Here is a 17350-nt window from a genome sequence, read left to right as displayed (position 1 = left end):
GCGGGTAAACCCGCTCCCACAGGTACAGCACAGCATTCAGAACCTGTGCAGTACCTGTGGGAGCGGGTTACCCACGAAGAGGCCGGTGCAGACAACACAATTTTCACAGACCTGGCGCAAAGATTCGTTCCCCCGTAGCCATTACAGTACTACCTGAGCGCCATCAAGAGCGCCATTCCGACCTGATGACGAGGACCGATCATGGTTTCATCCACCCCCGCGACCCATTACGCGCGCTTGTCCATCGCCCTGCACTGGATGATGCTGGTGCTGCTGGCAGCTGTCTATGCCCTTATCGAACTGCGTGGCCTGTTCCCCAAGGACAGCGTCGAACGCAACCTGATGAAGGACCTGCACTTCATGCTCGGGCTCAGCGTGTTCGTGCTGGTCTGGTTGCGCCTGGCCATCCGCCTGAGCCGCCCGACCCCACCCATCGTGCCCAAACCTGCGGCCTGGCAGACCGGCCTCGCGCACCTGATGCACCTGGCGTTGTACCTGCTGATGATCATCCTGCCGCTTGCCGGCTGGCTGATCCTCAGCGCCGCCGACAAACCAGTGCCGTTCTTCGGCCTGGAGCTGCCGCATCTGATCGGCCCGAACCCGGACCAGGCCAAGTTCATCAAAGGCTGGCATGAACGCATCGGCAGCTGGGGCTACTGGCTGATCGGCCTGCACGCTCTGGCCGGGCTGTATCACCACTATGTGCAGCGCGACAACACGCTGCTGCGCATGCTGCCCTACAAGTAACCACGCCGGCCCTGCAGGCCGCCGGTGTGCACCACGATCAGGCGGGTGCCGGGCGCGAAAAGCCCGGCCTCGACCTGCTCACGCAGGGCCAGCAGGGCCTTGCCGGTGTAGAGGGCTTCGAGCGGCACGCCGGTGTGCCGCTCGCAATCGGCGATGAACGCCAGCAGCTCAGCGTCGAACTTGCCGAAACCACCTCGGCAGGCGTCGTGCAGCTGGTAGCCATGCGCACCGGCCAGTGTCGCTACCGCGTCCGGCACGCCATGATCCCTGGGTACAGCCAATGCGCCATGCACGACATGTGCGCCCGCCTCGGCCATCACCAGGCCGGCCAGGGTAGTTCCCGTTCCTGCAGCAAGCCACCAGGCGTCGTAGCCCGACCAGCCCAGCGCGGCGATTTGCGCGCGCGCCTGCTGAATGACCAGCGCGCAGCCCTGTGCACCGGCCAGCCCGCCGCCCCCTTCGGGGATGCAGTGCCAACCCGGGTAGTGTGCGTGCCAGGGCTCCCAGAAACCCGCTTCGTTTCGTGCGCGGTAGCCGCCATAGCCCAGCCAGTGCAGTTCCATGCCCAGCGCTTGCAGGTCACGCACGGTTGGCGTGTTCTGGGCGTGGCCACGCAGCAGGCCGGCGGTGGCGAAACCGAAGCGCTTGCCGGCAGCGGCCAGGGCGTGCAGATGGTTGGAATGGTTGCCGCCGAGGCTTATCAGGCCTGGGGCCTTGATGGCGGAGGCGTGCTGCAGGTGGTGGTGCAGCTTGAACCACTTGTTGCCGCTGATCAGCGGGTCGATCAGGTCCAGGCGCAGGATGGCGGCTTCTACCTGGGCTTGTTGCAGCCAAGGCAGGATCAGAGGCTGCAGGGGGGCTTGGGGTAGGTCAAAGTGCATTGTGCGAGTTTACCAGCGAAAGCCGGGGGGCTGCTTTGCAGCCCATCGCCGGCAAGCCGGGCTCCCACAGATACAGCGCCAACCTCAAGCATCACGCTGTACCTGTGGGAGCCCGGCTTACCGGCGAAGGGCCGCGAAGCGGCCCCGGCAATCTCAGAGCTCAGCCGCCAATCTCGAACCCTGGTTGATCGCCCGCTTGGCATCCAGCTCGGCCGCCACATCGGCACCACCAATCAGGTGCACCGACTGCCCCGCCGCCACCAGCCCGTCCTGCAGTTCGCGCAGCGGCTCCTGCCCGGCACAGATCACCACGTTGTCCACCGCCAGCACCTGCGGCTCGCCATCGGCCACGCGAATATGCAGGCCGGCATCGTCGATACCCAGGTACTCGACGCTGTTGAGCATCTGCACCCGCTTGTTCTTCAACCCGGTACGGTGAATCCAGCCGGTGGTCTTGCCCAGGCCGTCACCCACCTTGGATTTCTTGCGCTGCAGCAGGTACACCTGCCGCGCCGGGGCATGCGGCTCGGCCTTGATCCCGGCCACGCCACCGCGTGCCCGCAGATGGGTATCGATGCCCCACTCCCGCCAGAACGCCTCACGGTCCTGGCTGGTGGCCACGCCCTGATGCACCAGGTACTCGGAAACGTCAAAACCGATGCCACCCGCACCGATCACCGCGACAGCCTTGCCCACCGGCTTGCGCTCGAGCAGCACATCCAGGTAGCTGAGCACCTTGGCATGCTCGACACCGGGGATGGCCGGCGTGCGCGGGGCAATACCAGTGGCCAGGATGATCTCGTCGTAGCCACCGTCCACCAGGGCCTGCACATCGACCCGGGTGTTCAGGCGCAGGTCCACGCCCGTGCTTTCGACCTTGTTGCGGAAGTAACGCAGGGTTTCATGGAACTCTTCCTTTCCCGGCACCCGCTTGGCGACATTGAACTGCCCGCCGATCTCGCTGGCGGCATCGAACAGGGTCACTGCGTGGCCGCGCTCGGCCGCCACCGTGGCTGCCGCCAGGCCGGCCGGGCCAGCGCCGACCACGGCAATGCGCTTCACGGTGCGCACGGGCAGGTAGTTGAGCTCGGTTTCGTGGCAGGCACGCGGGTTGACCAGGCAACTGGTCAGCTTGCCGCCAAAGGTATGGTCCAGGCAGGCCTGGTTGCAGCCGATGCAGGTATTGATCTCGTCGCCGCGGCCGGCAGCGGCCTTGTTGACGAAGTCCGGGTCGGCAAGGAACGGCCGGGCCATCGAGACCATGTCGGCATCGCCCTCGGCCAGCACCGCCTCGGCCACTTCCGGGGTATTGATGCGGTTGGTGGTGATCAGCGGAATGTTCACCACGCCGCGCAGCTTGGCGGTGACCTTGCTGAATGCCGCGCGCGGCACCTTGGTGGCAATGGTCGGGATACGCGCTTCGTGCCAGCCGATGCCGGTATTGATCAAGGTTGCGCCGGCCTGCTCGATGGCCTTGGCCAGCAGCTCGATCTCGTCCCAGCTGCTGCCGCCCTCGACGAGGTCGAGCATCGACAGGCGGAAGATGATGATGAAGTTCGGGCCTACCGCGCCGCGCACCCGGCTGACGATTTCCACCGCCAGGCGCATGCGGTTCTCATAGCTGCCACCCCAGCGGTCGGTGCGGTGGTTGGTGTGGGCGGCGAGGAACTGGTTGATGAAGTAGCCTTCCGAACCCATGATCTCGACGCCGTCGTAACCGGCGCGCTGGGCCAGCACCGCGCAATTGACGAAGTCGGCGATCTGCTTTTCGATACCCGCCTCATCCAGTTCCTTGGGCTTGAACGGGTTGATCGGCGCCTGGATCGCGCTGGGCGCCACCTGGCGCGGGCTGTAGGCGTAGCGCCCGGCATGCAGGATCTGCAGGCAGATCTTGCCGCCGGCAGCGTGTACCGCCTCGGTGACGATGCGGTGCTTGTCGGCTTCTTCCTCGGTGCTGAGCTTGGCCGCCCCGGAATACACCCCCCCCTCATCGTTGGGCGCGATGCCGCCGGTAACCATCAGGCCGACGCCACCGCGGGCGCGCTCGGCAAAGTACGCCGCCATGCGCTCGAAGCCGCCCGGGCGCTCTTCGAGGCCAGTGTGCATCGAGCCCATCAGGGTGCGGTTGCGCAAGGTGGTAAAGCCCAGGTCCAGCGGGGCGAGCAGGTGCGGGTAGCGGTCGGCGGCCATGGAAAGGTCCCCAGGTGGCGTGATCACGGAATGCGGGTGCCGCACCGTCTGGCGGGCCCCGTCGTTTGTCTGCCTGCGACATTAAACAGCCGTTTGAATGGGCTCAATGATCGAAACTGACAAGTTATTGATCCTCGCGCACAGCACGACTACCCTAGGAAACTCCCGTTTCCAAGGCGCTGTCCTGCTTCATGCGAAAACTTCTGGCAAGCGCCCTGGCGCTGGTGATGATCGCCGCCCTTTGCGGCTACGGTTTCTGGACCCAGCAGCGCCCGGAAGGCCACTACCTGTCCGACCTGCGTATCGAACTGGCACTTAACCACGGCGTACCGGGCGAGCACGGCAACCTGCTCGGTGTCGAACCGCTGCTCTACCCGGGCGACTACCAGAACCTGCAGCGCCTGCACCGCAAGCTCGCGGCCTACCTGGAGCAGGCCCGTACCCAAGGGCTTGTAGGCCCGCGTACGGTGGTGGTGCTACCAGAGCACATCGGGACCTGGCTGTGGGCACGCGGGGAAAAGAACGAGCTGTACCAGGTCACGCAAAGCCGCGAGGCCCTGCAATGGCTGGAACTGAGCAACCCGCTGCGCTATGGCCTGGCCATGCTCCGTGCCGACGGGGACGACCGGCGTGCCGACGCGCACCTGCGCATGAAGGCCGATCAGATGGCCGCGGACTACCAGCAACTGTTCGGCGGCCTGGCCAAGGAATTCAACGTCACCCTGGTGGCCGGCTCCATCGTGCTGCCCGCCCCTTACGTGAAACAGGGCGTGCTGCATGCCGGCAGCGGCCCATTGTTCAACAGTAGCGTAGTGTTCGCCGGCGACGGTTCGCTGCTGGGCCAACCGCAACGCCAGCAGTTCCCCGACAGCGAAACACGCCGCTATGTGCATGATGGCCGCCAGCACCCGCTGCAGGTATTGCAAACCCCTGCCGGGCGCCTGGGCGTGCTGGTGGGCAGTGACAGTTGGTACCCGGAAAACCACCAGCAACTGGCACGACAGGCGGTACAACTGATCGCCAACCCGGTGTTCCTCAGCGGCAGGGGCAGCTGGCAAGCGCCCTGGCGCGGCAATCGCCACCAGGATGCCAGCGCCGGGCTGGCGTTGCAGCGCGGCGAAGTCAGTGAACAAGCCGCCTGGCAACGCCTGACCGAAGCGGCCGGGGCTGGTGTCAGCAGCATGAGCGTGTTCATGCGTGGGCAGTTCTGGGAACAGGGCAGCGACGGCCAGGGCTTTGCCCGCCAGGCGGGTGAATTGCTGGCAGGCACCCCCAGCCCTGGCGCCCGCTTGCTGAATTTGTGGTTGTAAGCCCATGGCCCGCCCCCGCGTGCGCCTGGGCGACCTTTCGGTTGGCTTTGTCCAGCCGCTGACCGAGGCCCTGCGCGAACTGGGCCACGACCCCGAACCTTTGCTGCGCCGCTATGGCCTGGATGCGGCGCGCCTGAGCGAAGCCGGTGCGCGCTTGTCGATCCCGCGCTACATGCACCTGGGGCACGCCGCCATCGAACTGTCCGGCGAGGCCGCGCTGGGCCTGCACATGGGGCGCCTGAGCCGCCTGGCGCATGCCGGCCTGGCCGGGGTCACCGCTGCCCAGGCCCCGAACCTGGGCGAGGCGGCACGCGCCCTGTTGCGCTTCGAGCCGCTGTACGCCGCCAACTATCGCGGCCACTCCAGTTTCCAGGAAGATGCCCAGGGCGCCTGGCTACGCTTCTACTCCATCAGCCCCTACAACGCCTACAACCGTTTCGTGGTCGATTCGCTACTCGCCGGCTGGCTCGCCCAGCTTGCCGACCTGGCCGGTACGGCGGTGCAGGCCGAACAGATGGAAATCGAGTTTGCCGCACCCGCCTACGCCGCGCGCTACCAGCCGCTGTGCAGCACTCCCGTGCAGTTCGCCGCCGAAGGCAACCAGCTGCGCCTGAGCCGCGCCACGCTGCAGTTGGCCAACCCCAGGCACTGCCCCAGCACCTGGCAGCACCTGCTGCAGCTGTGCGAGGCGGAAATGCTCCAGCGTACGCGGGTGCGCAGCCTGGGTGAGCGCATCACCCACCTGTTGGGCCCTTTGCTCAATGGTGGCCGTGAACCGGACCTGGAAGAAGTGGCGCTGCACCTGCAACTGCCGACCTGGACCTTGCGCCGCAAACTGGCCGAGGAAGGCACGCGTTTTCGCGACCTGCTCAGCGAAACACGGCGCGACCTTGCCGAAACCTACATCCGCGATACGGAGCTGGCTTTTGGCGAGATTGCCTATCTGCTGGGGTTTGCGTCGGCCGAGGCCTTCCAGCGCGCTTTCAAGCGCTGGACGGGCCTTACACCGGGGGAGTTTCGCCGCAGTCAGCGGCGGGTGGGCTAGAGCTCGGTGGCGTCGTCAGCCGGCTCCGGGGGGTCCAGTTCATAAGCCTGGAATTCGAGAAGTTCTTCCTGGTATTCGTCCATAGCCCTACGCCCTCTTCACTCATTTTTCCTGATAACTGTCGCCTTCACCCTAGGCAGGTGGGATGAAGAAATCATGACAAGCTTATGAGTGGTAAACGTAGCAGGGGTTCAGGAAGTTATCGCGGTGCGTCTGTAACAGGGGATGGACTGCCTGCACCGGCCTCTTCGCGGGTAAACCCGCTCCCACAGGTACTGCGCAGTTCTCAACATCTGCGCAGTACCTGTGGGAGCGGGGTTACCCGCGAAGAGGCCGGTACAGGAAAGCTATCAAAGGGCGGGGGAAGCGGTCTCGGCGGCCTCGGCAGGCTGGGCTTCCTGCTGCACCTCGATCGGTGCCGCCTCCGCTGGCGGCGCCACTGGCTGCGAGCCCTGGCTGTCATCCAGCACCGGCGCTGCTATCGCCTCGCTGGCCGGGGCAACAGCGGCCGGGGCTGGCGCCGCTTCAACCAAAGGCGCCGCCACCGGGGCCGGTGCCACCGGCGCTGCCGCGGCCTGCTCCGGCAGCCCCAAGGCAGCCGCCGGCGCTTCGACCTTAGGCGCGGGCTCTTCGACCTTGGCCTTGCTCTCCTGCTTAGGCTTGGGCTTTGGCAGGTAGCTCTCCACCAGTGCGAAATAACGGTCATAGAACTGCGCCGCCGTCACCGTCTCGCTGGCCACCTTGACCATCGAGTCGTCGCTGGAGCCGATCGGCATCGACACCGAGCCCAGTACACCAACGCCCAGGCTGGCGGAGGTATTGGACTTTTTCAGTGCATAACGATCCTGCAGAGCATTGGCGAACATGGTCGAACGCTGCTCGTCGCTCACATCTGGCGCACAGGTGACGTTGAAACTGATCTGCAGGTGGTTCTCGCTGTTCTGCTGGAAGCTCTTGTTGCCCACCACCTGGTTGGCGCCGCTGCTGGTGATGATGTAGCCCTGGCTGAGCAAGGCGCGCCGGGCGGCCTCGCAGGAGCCGGCATCGCTCACCGGGAAGCTGCGCGAGTAGGTGCCCGAGTCATCGAAGTTCTCGTGCTCGTAGACGGCGGCTTTTTTCGAGGAACAACCGGTCACACCCGCCAGCACCAGGGCCAGCCCGAGCGCACCAAAGACGGAAGATCTGGTCATTGCGAATTCCGGGTAAGTCGAGAAGGTGCCTATTGTGCAACACAGCAGGCAGGCACAGGAACCGCTGATCGGTGAAGAGTCTGTCAGGTTCGTGTAAATCTGGGTCAAGGGCGGCAATTGCCAGGCGCAATAACGAAAAAAGCGACCCGAAGGTCGCTTTCTCGTAGCTTCGAGGCGTTCAAGGGGCCTCGAGGCGAAGATGGCGCAGCGGACGGGACTCGAACCCGCGACCCCCGGCGTGACAGGCCGGTATTCTAACCGACTGAACTACCGCTGCGTATCATTCAGGCTTGCGCCCGATTGAAACCTGGGTCTACCCTTCCGGCGCGATGGCCTCAGGGCAGGCACAAAAAAAGCGATAACGTGATCGCTTCTCTTGTGTTTGCTTCAAGGTGTTCAAGGGGCCTTGAAGCTAAGATGGCGCAGCGGACGGGACTCGAACCCGCGACCCCCGGCGTGACAGGCCGGTATTCTAACCGACTGAACTACCGCTGCGTATCGTTCAGGCTTTCGCCCGATTGAAACTGGGATCAGCCCAAGGTGTTTGCCTTGTGGCTTCAGACCGGTGCCAGGCACCCATCTGATACTGAAAAATGGCGCAGCGGACGGGACTCGAACCCGCGACCCCCGGCGTGACAGGCCGGTATTCTAACCGACTGAACTACCGCTGCGCAGTGCGTTCCTCTCTGGCTATCGGCTTCTTGCGAAACCTGAAGCACCAGGAACATCTCAGGAAGTGGTGGGTGATGACGGGATCGAACCGCCGACCCTCTGCTTGTAAGGCAGATGCTCTCCCGGCTGAGCTAATCACCCTCGCGATGTTGCTTGTTGCGTTTGCTTCGCTGAGGCCGCGAAATTTACGCAGGTGGCGAAGCTAAGTCAATAGCCCCATTGAATTTTTTTCAGAAAAGCGCAAAAGCGGTGCGGTTGCCTGTGGCGGCCTCTTCGCGGGTTTACCCGCGAAGAGGCCGGTACAGGATATGCAAAAGGGCTCAGGTGTAGATCATCTTGCGGGTCATGCCGCCATCGACCACGAATTCCTGGCCGGTGACGAACGCCGCTTGCCGAGACAACAGCCAGGCAACCATGGCCGCCACGTCTTCCACCGTCCCTACCCTGCCCGTCGGGTGCTGGGCATGGTCCGCCTCGGACAACGGCTCGGCACGGCGCTGCGACGGGTCACGGGCATCGATCCAGCCCGGGCTCACCGCATTGACGCGGATCTCCGGGCCAAGGCTCATGGCCAGGGCATGGGTCAAGGCCACCAGGCCGCCCTTGCTCGCCGCATAGGCCTCGGTATCGGGCTCGGACTGCCGCGCCCGGGTGGAGGTGAGATTGACGATCGCCCCGTTGTGCGCGCGCAGGTACGGCGCACAATGCTTGGCCAGCAGCATCGGGCCGTTGAGGTTGACCGCCAGCACCCGGTTCCACTGCGCCAGGCTCAGGCTTTCGAGGGTCTGGTTGTGCGGGTTGGCGATGGCCGCATTGCACACCAGCGCGTCCAGGCGGCCAAACTGCCCCAGCACCTCGGACACCCCGGCGCTGACCTGGGCCTCGTCGGCAACATCCATGGTGATGAACCAGGCATTGTCACCCAGGGCCTTGGCCACCTTGGCGCCACGCTGGCGGTCCAGGTCACTGAGCACCACCTGCCAGCCTTCGCAGATCAACCACGCGGCAATACCCAGGCCGATGCCGCGCGCGGCACCCGTCACCAGGGCTACCCTGCCGTTATGGCCGGGTTTACCGCCGCGGATTTCGATCACAGTGCTGCCAACCCGCGCGCCAGGTCTGCCTGCAGGTCGGCCACGTCTTCCAGGCCCACGGCAACACGGATCAGGCTGTCGCGAATACCGGCGGCTTCACGCTCCTGCGGCGTCAGGCGACCGTGGGAGGTGGTCGCTGGATGGGCGATGGTGGTCTTGCTGTCACCCAGGTTGGTGGTGATGGAAATCACCCGGGTAGCGTCGATGAAGCGCCAGGCGCCCTCTTTGCCACCCTTGACCTCGAAGCTCACCACCGCACCGAAGCCACTCATCTGGCGCTTGGCCAGTTCGTGCTGCGGGTGGCTCGGCAGGCCGGCGTAATGCACCTTCTCCACGCCCTCCTGCTGCTCCAGCCATTCGGCCAGTACCTGGGCGCTTTCGCAGTGCGCACGCATGCGCAGGCGCAGGGTTTCCAGGCCCTTGGTGAAGATCCAGGCGTTGAACGGGCTGAGGGTCGGGCCTGCGGTACGCAGGAAGCCCACCACTTCTTTCATCTGCTCGGCACGGCCGGCAACCACGCCACCCATGCAGCGACCCTGGCCGTCGATGAACTTGGTGGCCGAGTGGAACACGATGTCGGCACCCAGCTTCAGCGGCTGCTGCAGCGCCGGGGTGCTGAAGCAGTTGTCCACCACCAGCATGGCACCGTGGGCGTGGGCGATTTCGCTGAGTGCGGTGATATCGACCAGCTCTGCCAGCGGGTTGGACGGCGACTCGACGATCAGCAGCTTGGTATTGGCCTTGATGGCCTTTTCCCAGCCGGCGAGGTCGACCAGTGGCACGTAGTCCACCTGCACGCCGAAGCGCTTGAAGTACTTCTCGAACAGGCTGATGGTCGAGCCGAACACGCTCTGCGACACCAGCACATGGTCACCGGCACTGCACAGCGACATCACCACGGCGAGGATCGCCGCCATGCCGGTGGAGGTGCCCACGGCCTGCTCGGCCCCTTCCATGGCCGCCAGGCGCTCCTCGAAGGCACGCACCGACGGGTTGGTGTAGCGCGAATAGACGTTGCCCGGCGTTTCGCCGGCAAACCGCGCGGCGGCATCGGCAGCCGTGCGGAACACATAGCTGGAGGTCAGGAACAGCGCTTCGCTGTGCTCGGCCTCCGGTGTACGGTTTTGACCGGCACGCACCGCCAGGGTGTCGAAACCGACACCCTCGAGGTCACTGTCCAGTCGTCCGGCATCCCATTGATCCGTCATGCCGTCGCTCCCGAAATCAGTTGTTGTAGAGGTCGATGATCGCGCTGACCGCCTGGTTCTTGACCTTGGCGAGGTCATTACGAGCCTGCTCGATACGGTCGAGGTAGGCTTCGTCGATATCGCCGGTGACATACTCACCGTTGAATACCGCGCAATCGAACTGGTCGATCTTGATCTTGCCGCCACCAACCGAGTCGATCAGATCCGGCAGGTCCTGGTAGACCAGCCAGTCGGCACCAATCAACTCGGCCACTTGTTCGGTGGTACGGTTGTGGGCGATCAGTTCGTGAACACTCGGCATGTCGATGCCGTAGACGTTGGGATAGCGAACCGCAGGGGCTGCGGAGCAGAAGTAGACGTTCTTGGCGCCGGCTTCGCGGGCCATCTGGATGATCTGCTTGCAGGTGGTGCCGCGCACGATCGAGTCGTCCACCAGCATCACGTTCTTGCCGCGGAACTCCAACTCGATGGCGTTGAGCTTCTGGCGTACCGATTTCTTGCGCGCGGCCTGACCGGGCATGATGAAGGTACGGCCGATATAGCGGTTCTTGACGAAACCTTCGCGGAACTTGACGCCCAGGCGGTTGGCCAGCTCCAGGGCCGCGGTGCGGCTGGTGTCCGGGATCGGGATGACCACATCGATGTCGTGCTCGGGGCGCTCGCGCATGATCTTGTCGGCCAGTTTTTCACCCATGCGCAGACGGGCCTTGTACACCGACACGCCATCCATGATCGAGTCCGGGCGGGCCAGGTAGACATGCTCGAAGATGCACGGTTGCAGCTTCGGTGCTTCGGCGCACTGCTTGGTGTACAGCTGGCCTTCTTCGGTGATGTACACCGCTTCGCCCGGCGCCAGGTCGCGGATCAGGGTGAAGCCGAGCACATCGAGGGCCACGCTCTCCGAGGCGATCATGTATTCCACGCCTTCGTCGGTGTGACGCTGGCCGAACACCACCGGGCGGATGCCGTTGGGGTCACGGAAACCGACAATGCCGTAGCCGGTGATCATAGCAACCACGGCGTAACCGCCGACGCAGCGGCTGTGCACGTGGGAAACCGCGGCGAACACGTCTTCTTCGGTCGGCTGCAGCTTGCCACGCACCGCCAGCTCATGGGCGAACACGTTCAGCAGTACTTCCGAGTCGGAGTTGGTGTTGACGTGACGCAGGTCGGACTCGTAGATCTCCTTGGCCAGCTGTTCGACGTTGGTCAGGTTGCCGTTGTGTGCCAGGGTGATGCCGTACGGCGAGTTGACGTAGAACGGCTGGGCCTCGGCCGAGGTCGAGCTGCCCGCAGTCGGGTAGCGCACGTGGCCGATGCCGATGTTGCCGACCAGGCGCTGCATGTGGCGCTGCTGGAACACGTCGCGCACCAGGCCATTATCCTTGCGCAGGAACAACCGGCCGTCATGGCTGGTCACGATACCGGCAGCGTCCTGGCCGCGGTGCTGGAGGACCGTAAGCGCGTCATACAGCGCCTGATTGACGTTCGACTTACCGACGATACCGACGATGCCACACATGCGACGCAACCCCTACTTTGACGAAACTTGAGTGAATAGCGCTCAGGGCTTTGCCGGCCCGAGCAACTGTTCCTTGAACGGAAGATCAGCTGGAGTGCCGATCAGCCCACTGGGTGTCCACTGGCCGGTAAAACCCAGGATCAGGTTTTTCGACCAGTCGGCGACCAAGAGAAATTGTGGTATCAGGCGAGATTCCTGCCACCAGGTGTCTTGTTGAACCGGCCCCAGGCTGATCAGCCCGATGGCCACCACCACCAGCAAGGCCCCGCGCGCGGCGCCGAAGGCCATGCCCAGGAAACGATCGGTACCGGACAGCCCGGTCACGCGGATCAGCTCGCCGATGAGGAAGTTGATCATGGCCCCCACCAGCAAGGTGGCGACGAAAAGAATGGCGCAGCCGGCGATGACGCGCATCGACGGCGTCTGGATGTAGCTTTCAAGATACACCGAGAGCGAACCACCGAACATCCAGGCAACCGCACCGGCAATGATCCAGATGAGCAAGGACAAGGCTTCCTTGACGAAGCCGCGCTTGAGACTGATCAGTGTGGAGACGGCGATGATCGCGATGATCGCCCAATCAACCAAGGTAAATGCCACGGTGCTGCCTGCAGACGTTTGAGGCGGCGCATTTTAACAGAGCGGCGGGGGCTTGGGTAAGCGGAATGTCAGACAGATTGGTGTTGGCTTCATCGCCGGCAAGCCGGCTCCCACAGGGACTGCACAGGCCCTGAGAGCAGTGCGGTCGAGGTGGGGGCTGGCTTGTCGTGGCGACGAACCGCGTCGATGGGCGGCAAAGCCGCCCCGCGTATCAGCTGCGCTCAGGCTGGAAGCGCACCACGAAGCCCTTGAGGCTGTTCTGGCGATTGATGGCGTCACGCACGCGCTCAGCCTCGGCCCGCTCGATCAGCGGCCCCACGTACACCCGGTTCATGCCACCCGCCGAGCGGATATAGGCGTTGTAACCCTGGCTACGCAAGGTTTGCTGCAGCTTTTCGGCCCCGGCACGGTTGGACAGGCTGGCCAACTGGATCGACCAGCTGACCGGCAGGCCATTGACGTCGATCTTGGACGGCGCCGCGGGTGCGGCCGGCTTGGCTGCCGGCTGAGGCTCGACCTTGGCCACGGGCGCCTGCGGCTTGACGGGCTGGGGCTGAGGCTGAGGCTGCACCTGTACCTGAGGCTGGGTCTGCGGTGACGGTGTAATCGGCTGGCTGGGCGCGCTCGCCGGCGCAGTGGATTCGTCCACCACCACCGGTGCCTGCTGCGGCTCTTCGGGAATGACCTGCGGCTCCGGCACGGCGACCGGCTCCACCTTCACTTCCGGCAGGCTTGGCATGGCCGGCGCCTGCGGGGCCTCGACGCGCACCTGACGCATCTCGTCCTCGCGGGTGAACAGCATCGGCAGGAAGATCACCGCCAGCGCCACCAGCACCAACGCACCCACCATGCGCTGTTTCATCCCTTTATCCAGCACTGCCATCTACTCCACCCTCCTGGGCGTGCCGCTCCAGCCATTCCAGTGCCTGGGCAACACAGAAAAACGAACCGAACAGCAAGATCTGATCACCCGCCGTTGCCTGCGCGCACTGCCCTTCAAGGGCAGCGTCGACGCTGGCATAAGACTTCACCGCGGCGCCGAGGTTCGTCAAGGCCGTGGCCAGTTCTGCAGCCGGGCGACTGCGCGGGGTATCCAGTGGCGCCACTGCCCAGTCGTCGACCAGCCCCTGCAGCGGCGCGACAACACCGTCCAGGTCCTTGTCGGCGAGCAGGCCGAACACCGCCAGGCGCCGGCCTTTCAGCGGCCGGGCCGCCAGGCGCCGGGCCAGGTACTCCGCAGCATGCGGGTTGTGCCCGACATCCAGCAACAGTTCCACCGACTTGCCCTGCCAGCTCAGCAGGCGACGGTCGAGGCGACCCGTGATACGGGTATCCAGCAGCGCCTGGCGAATCTGCCCGGCGTCCCAGGGCAGGCCCATCAGCAGATAAGCCTGCAAGGCCAGCGTGGCGTTTTCCATGGGCAGGTCGAGCAAAGGCAGGCCACGCAGCTCCAACTGCGTACCATCAGCCGCAGTACCCCGCCAGTTCCAGCTGCCATCGGCACTGGCCAGGTCGAAGTCACGACCACGCAGGAACAGCGGCGCAGCCAGTTCGGCGGCCTTGTCCAGCAGCGGCTGAGGCGGATCCAGGTCACCGCACAGTGCCGGCTTGCCCTGACGGAAGATGCCGGCCTTCTCGAAGGCCACCAGCTCGCGGGTATCCCCCAGGTAATCGACATGGTCGACGCCGATGCTGGTCACCAGGGCCAGGTCGGCATCCACCACGTTCACGGTGTCCAGTCGGCCACCAAGGCCCACTTCGAGTACCACGGCATCCAGCTGCGACTGGTAGAACAACCAGAACGCGGCCAGGGTGCCCATCTCGAAGTAGGTCAGGGAAATATCGCCCCGCGCCGCCTCGACGGCGGCGAAGGCTTCGCACAGGCGCTCATCGCTGGCCTCTTGGCCATCGATCAGCACCCGCTCGTTGTAACGCAACAGGTGCGGCGAGCTGTACACGCCGACCTTGAGCCCCTGGGCACGCAGCAGCGAGGCCACGAAGGCGCAGGTCGAGCCCTTGCCGTTGGTGCCGGTCACCGTCACCACGCGTGGCGCCAGCTTGCCCAGCGCCAGCCGGGCAAGCACCTTCTGCGACCGCTCCAGGCCCATGTCGATGGCCGAGGGGTGCAACTGCTCGAGGTAGGCGAGCCATTCGCCCAGGGATCGTTGTTTCATCACGCGACGGCAGCCGCCTCGCGCGCTTGTTCCGGGGTTTCCTGGCCGGTCATCTGCGCCAGCAGGCGGGCCAGACGCGGGCGCAGCTCGCCACGGGAGATGATCAGGTCGATGGCGCCGTGCTCCAGCAGGAACTCGCTGCGCTGGAAGCCTTCCGGCAGCTTCTCGCGCACGGTCTGCTCGATCACGCGCGGGCCGGCGAAGCCGATCAGTGCCTTCGGCTCACCGACGATGACGTCACCGAGCATGGCCAGGCTTGCAGAAACACCACCGTAAACCGGGTCGGTCAGCACCGAGATGAACGGGATGCCTTCTTCGCGCAGGCGCGCCAGCACGGCCGAGGTCTTGGCCATCTGCATCAGCGAGATCAGCGCTTCCTGCATGCGCGCACCGCCGGAGGCGGAGAAGCAGACCATCGGGCAGCGGTTTTCCAGGGCATAGTTGGCCGCGCGCACGAAGCGCTCGCCAACGATGGCGCCCATGGAGCCGCCCATGAACGAGAACTCGAAGGCGCTGACCACGATCGGCATGCCCATCAGGGTGCCGCTCATGGAGATCAGGGCGTCCTTCTCCCCGGTCTGCTTCTGCGCCCCGGCCAGGCGGTCCTTGTACTTCTTGCCATCACGGAACTTCAGGCGGTCGACCGGCTCCAGGTCGGCGCCCAGTTCGGCACGGCCATCGGCGTCGAGGAAGATGTCGATGCGCGCACGTGCGCCAATGCGCATGTGGTGGTTGCACTTGGGGCAGACATCCAGGGTCTTTTCCAGCTCCGGACGATACAGCACGGCCTCGCAGGCCGGGCACTTGTGCCACAGGCCTTCAGGCACCGAGCTCTTCTTCACCTCGGAACGCATGATCGAAGGGATCAGTTTGTCGACTAACCAGTTGCTCATGCTTTCTTTCTCCAGTATTGGCAGGCGTGGGCCGGTATCGCCGGCCCTGCCCTGCCCTTGAGCTCAAAATCTTTTATGAAACGATGATGGACCGGCCGCCGGGACTTCCAGCGCGCCACCCCACCGCTAATGTATGTCTTGCCGCCACAGGCGCGGGCGGCTGCCCCGCGGGGCTGCGAAAGCTATGGACGATGGCGCGCAGCCAGCCGTCACATCTGCCATCACGCCTGTTTCACCGCACGCATGAATGCCTCGATCTTCGCCGCGTCCTTGATGCCCTTGGCTTGCTCCACGCCGCCACTGACATCCACCGCGTACGGCCGCACCTGGGCGATGGCCTGGCCGACATTGTCGGCAGACAACCCGCCCGCCAGGATGATCGGCTTGCTCAGTCGCGCCGGCACCAGCGACCAGTCGAACGCTTCACCGGTGCCTCCGGGTACGCCTGGCACATAGGTGTCCAGCAGAATGCCGCGGGCACCGGCGTAAAGCTGGCAGGCCGCCTCCAGGTCGTCGCCCGGGCGCACGCGCAGGGCCTTGATCCAGGGGCGGTGGTAGCCTTCGCAGTCCTGCGGGGTTTCATCGCCGTGGAACTGTAGCAGGTCCAGCGGAACCACTTCGAGGATCTCGTTCAGCTCGCAGCGCGAAGCGTTGACGAACAGCCCGACCGTGGTCACGAACGGCGGCAGCTCGGCGATGATCGCCCGCGCCTGGCGCACGTCCACGGCGCGCGGGCTCTTGGCATAGAAGACGAAGCCGATGGCATCGGCGCCCGCTTCGGCAGCGGCCAGTGCGTCTTCGATGCGGGTAATCCCGCAGATCTTGCTGCGAACATTGCTCATGGACAGCGAACCCTGGTTGTTACGGTGAAAGGCCGGATGTTAGCAAATGACTTTTCGCCCGTCAGTCTGCCAGTGCCTCGTAGCCGGTCAAAAAGTGTGGGCCGATGTAACGCTTGGGCAGCGCGTACTCCTCGGGGTACTCCACCTGCACAAGGTAGAGCCCGTACGGGTGCGCCGTGACTCCACCTTCGCGGCGGTTGCGCCCCTCCAGCACCTCGCGCGCCCAGGTGGCCGGGCGTTCTCCGGCACCGATGCTCATCAGTACACCGGCAATGTTACGCACCATGTGGTGCAGGAAGGCAGTGGCACGCACATCCAGCACGATCATCTGGCCATGGCGGGTGACGCGCAGGTGGTAGATGTGCTTGACCGGCGACTTGGCCTGGCACTGGCTGGCGCGGAAGGCACTGAAGTCATGGGTACCGAGCAGGTACTGCGCGGCTTCGGCCATGCGCTCCACATCCAGCGGGCGGTGGTTCCAGGTGACTTCCTCGGCCAGGTGCGCCGGGCGGATCGGGTCGTTGTAGATGACGTAGCGGTAACGCCGGGCACAGGCCTTGAAACGGGCATGGAAGTCGGCAGGCATCGGCCGCGACCAGACCACGCTGATGTCGTGGGGCAGGTTGAAGTTGGTGCCCATGGTCCAGGCGCGTTCGTCGCGCACGGCGCGGGTATCGAAGTGCACGATCTGCCCGCAGCCATGCACGCCGGCGTCGGTGCGCCCGGCGCAGATCACCGAGATCGGCTCGTTGGCCACCTTGGACAACGCCTGCTCCAGGGCCTGCTGGACACTGGGCACACCACTGGCCTGACGCTGCCAGCCACGATAGCGCGCGCCTTTGTATTCCACGCCCAGGGCGATGCGGGAGTAGCCTTCGGCCGCGGACTCGGCGGCGGCGGTGTCGATGATGTCCAAGAGCATGAAACCTGTGGGGTGTACGGAATGGCGGGGATTATAACGACAACGGCAGCCGTGTAGGGC

15 protein-coding genes and 4 tRNA genes are annotated in these 17350 nt (G+C 64.8%); 3 read left to right on the top strand and 16 right to left on the bottom strand.

Annotation, left to right across the window (positions count from 1 at the left end; genetic code table 11):
• The first annotated feature begins 201 nt into the window (after positions 1 to 201).
• On the top strand, positions 202 to 747 hold the full coding sequence (locus CAF92_RS17515; protein WP_085601484.1) for a cytochrome b: 546 nt from the start codon (positions 202 to 204) through the stop codon (positions 745 to 747).
• On the opposite strand, the gene CAF92_RS17510 is transcribed toward CAF92_RS17515, so the two are convergent.
• Both CAF92_RS17510 and CAF92_RS17505 read right to left on the bottom strand, forming a co-directional pair.
• Positions 738 to 1628, bottom strand: coding sequence for a 1-aminocyclopropane-1-carboxylate deaminase/D-cysteine desulfhydrase (locus CAF92_RS17510; RefSeq protein ID WP_085601483.1), 891 nt, complete (start codon positions 1626 to 1628; stop codon positions 738 to 740). The two genes, CAF92_RS17515 and CAF92_RS17510, sit on opposite strands and share 10 nt — an antisense overlap.
• Before the next feature lie 153 nt (positions 1629 to 1781).
• Entirely contained in the window at positions 1782 to 3818 is a 2037-nt protein-coding gene (locus CAF92_RS17505) for an NADPH-dependent 2,4-dienoyl-CoA reductase (RefSeq protein WP_046617250.1), read from the bottom strand.
• A gap of 191 nt (positions 3819 to 4009) precedes the next feature.
• On the opposite strand from CAF92_RS17505, the gene CAF92_RS17500 reads away from it, so the two are divergent.
• Positions 4010 to 5128: a nitrilase-related carbon-nitrogen hydrolase gene (locus CAF92_RS17500; RefSeq protein ID WP_046617249.1), complete on the top strand. Its 1119-nt coding sequence runs from the start codon at positions 4010 to 4012 to the stop codon at positions 5126 to 5128.
• Between the two features lie 4 nt (positions 5129 to 5132).
• Complete coding sequence (locus tag CAF92_RS17495; protein ID WP_085601482.1) at positions 5133 to 6173, top strand: AraC family transcriptional regulator; 1041 nt, start codon at positions 5133 to 5135, stop codon at positions 6171 to 6173.
• A gap of 350 nt (positions 6174 to 6523) precedes the next feature.
• Here the strand turns inward: CAF92_RS17495 and CAF92_RS17490 are convergent, their stop codons facing one another.
• The 14 genes from CAF92_RS17490 to truA form a co-directional block, all read right to left on the bottom strand.
• Positions 6524 to 7363, bottom strand: coding sequence for a DUF2242 domain-containing protein (locus CAF92_RS17490; protein WP_085601481.1), 840 nt, complete (start codon positions 7361 to 7363; stop codon positions 6524 to 6526).
• Positions 7364 to 7563: 200 nt separating this feature from the next.
• Positions 7564 to 7640: transfer RNA gene (locus CAF92_RS17485), tRNA-Asp, on the bottom strand.
• A 141-nt stretch (positions 7641 to 7781) separates the two neighbouring features.
• Positions 7782 to 7858 (bottom strand) — tRNA-Asp (locus tag CAF92_RS17480).
• 99 nt (positions 7859 to 7957) lie between these two features.
• A tRNA-Asp gene (locus CAF92_RS17475) sits at positions 7958 to 8034 on the bottom strand.
• 66 nt (positions 8035 to 8100) lie between these two features.
• Positions 8101 to 8176, bottom strand: a tRNA-Val gene (locus CAF92_RS17470).
• A 179-nt stretch (positions 8177 to 8355) separates the two neighbouring features.
• Complete coding sequence (locus tag CAF92_RS17465; protein ID WP_046617028.1) at positions 8356 to 9129, bottom strand: SDR family oxidoreductase; 774 nt, start codon at positions 9127 to 9129, stop codon at positions 8356 to 8358.
• Complete coding sequence (locus tag CAF92_RS17460; RefSeq protein ID WP_025338247.1) at positions 9126 to 10337, bottom strand: O-succinylhomoserine sulfhydrylase; 1212 nt, start codon at positions 10335 to 10337, stop codon at positions 9126 to 9128. The genes CAF92_RS17465 and CAF92_RS17460 overlap by 4 nt, the downstream gene beginning before the upstream one ends.
• Before the next feature lie 16 nt (positions 10338 to 10353).
• Entirely contained in the window at positions 10354 to 11859 is a 1506-nt protein-coding gene (gene purF, locus CAF92_RS17455; RefSeq protein ID WP_046617029.1) for an amidophosphoribosyltransferase, read from the bottom strand.
• Between the two features lie 42 nt (positions 11860 to 11901).
• Positions 11902 to 12459: a CvpA family protein gene (locus CAF92_RS17450; RefSeq protein WP_013971612.1), complete on the bottom strand. Its 558-nt coding sequence runs from the start codon at positions 12457 to 12459 to the stop codon at positions 11902 to 11904.
• 211 nt (positions 12460 to 12670) lie between these two features.
• Positions 12671 to 13342, bottom strand: coding sequence for an SPOR domain-containing protein (locus CAF92_RS17445; RefSeq protein ID WP_085601480.1), 672 nt, complete (start codon positions 13340 to 13342; stop codon positions 12671 to 12673).
• A complete protein-coding gene (gene folC / locus CAF92_RS17440) occupies positions 13326 to 14633 on the bottom strand; it encodes a bifunctional tetrahydrofolate synthase/dihydrofolate synthase (RefSeq protein WP_085601479.1) in 1308 nt (435 codons plus the stop codon). The genes CAF92_RS17445 and folC overlap by 17 nt, the downstream gene beginning before the upstream one ends.
• The gene (accD, locus tag CAF92_RS17435) at positions 14633 to 15526 is read right to left on the bottom strand and encodes an acetyl-CoA carboxylase, carboxyltransferase subunit beta (protein WP_046617032.1); all 894 of its coding nucleotides are present in this window, start codon (positions 15524 to 15526) and stop codon (positions 14633 to 14635) included. The genes folC and accD overlap by 1 nt, the downstream gene beginning before the upstream one ends.
• Before the next feature lie 221 nt (positions 15527 to 15747).
• Positions 15748 to 16368: a phosphoribosylanthranilate isomerase gene (locus tag CAF92_RS17430; RefSeq protein WP_046617033.1), complete on the bottom strand. Its 621-nt coding sequence runs from the start codon at positions 16366 to 16368 to the stop codon at positions 15748 to 15750.
• A gap of 61 nt (positions 16369 to 16429) precedes the next feature.
• On the bottom strand, positions 16430 to 17290 hold the full coding sequence (gene truA, locus CAF92_RS17425) for a tRNA pseudouridine(38-40) synthase TruA (RefSeq protein ID WP_046617034.1): 861 nt from the start codon (positions 17288 to 17290) through the stop codon (positions 16430 to 16432).
• Between the last annotated feature and the right edge of the window lie 60 nt (positions 17291 to 17350).

The organism is Pseudomonas sp. B10(2017) (assembly GCF_002113295.1).
Lineage (GTDB): Bacteria > Pseudomonadota > Gammaproteobacteria > Pseudomonadales > Pseudomonadaceae > Aquipseudomonas > Aquipseudomonas pudica.
The sequence above is the reverse complement of the archived record's forward strand: the minus strand, read 5'-3'. Positions and strand labels throughout refer to the sequence as shown.

Excerpts from the sequence above, each read along its gene's own strand:
- CAF92_RS17515 (WP_085601484.1), top strand. The coding sequence starts at position 202 with ATGGTTTCATCCACCCCCGCGACCCATTACGCGCGCTTGTCCATCGCC.
- CAF92_RS17510 (WP_085601483.1), bottom strand. The coding sequence starts at position 1,628 with ATGCACTTTGACCTACCCCAAGCCCCCCTGCAGCCTCTGATCCTGCCT.
- CAF92_RS17505 (WP_046617250.1), bottom strand. The coding sequence starts at position 3,818 with ATGGCCGCCGACCGCTACCCGCACCTGCTCGCCCCGCTGGACCTGGGC.
- CAF92_RS17500 (WP_046617249.1), top strand. The coding sequence starts at position 4,010 with ATGCGAAAACTTCTGGCAAGCGCCCTGGCGCTGGTGATGATCGCCGCC.
- CAF92_RS17495 (WP_085601482.1), top strand. The coding sequence starts at position 5,133 with ATGGCCCGCCCCCGCGTGCGCCTGGGCGACCTTTCGGTTGGCTTTGTC.
- CAF92_RS17490 (WP_085601481.1), bottom strand. The coding sequence starts at position 7,363 with ATGACCAGATCTTCCGTCTTTGGTGCGCTCGGGCTGGCCCTGGTGCTG.
- CAF92_RS17460 (WP_025338247.1), bottom strand. The coding sequence starts at position 10,337 with ATGACGGATCAATGGGATGCCGGACGACTGGACAGTGACCTCGAGGGT.
- purF (WP_046617029.1), bottom strand. The coding sequence starts at position 11,859 with ATGTGTGGCATCGTCGGTATCGTCGGTAAGTCGAACGTCAATCAGGCG.
- CAF92_RS17445 (WP_085601480.1), bottom strand. The coding sequence starts at position 13,342 with ATGGCAGTGCTGGATAAAGGGATGAAACAGCGCATGGTGGGTGCGTTG.
- folC (WP_085601479.1), bottom strand. The coding sequence starts at position 14,633 with ATGAAACAACGATCCCTGGGCGAATGGCTCGCCTACCTCGAGCAGTTG.
- accD (WP_046617032.1), bottom strand. The coding sequence starts at position 15,526 with ATGAGCAACTGGTTAGTCGACAAACTGATCCCTTCGATCATGCGTTCC.
- CAF92_RS17430 (WP_046617033.1), bottom strand. The coding sequence starts at position 16,368 with ATGAGCAATGTTCGCAGCAAGATCTGCGGGATTACCCGCATCGAAGAC.
- truA (WP_046617034.1), bottom strand. The coding sequence starts at position 17,290 with ATGCTCTTGGACATCATCGACACCGCCGCCGCCGAGTCCGCGGCCGAA.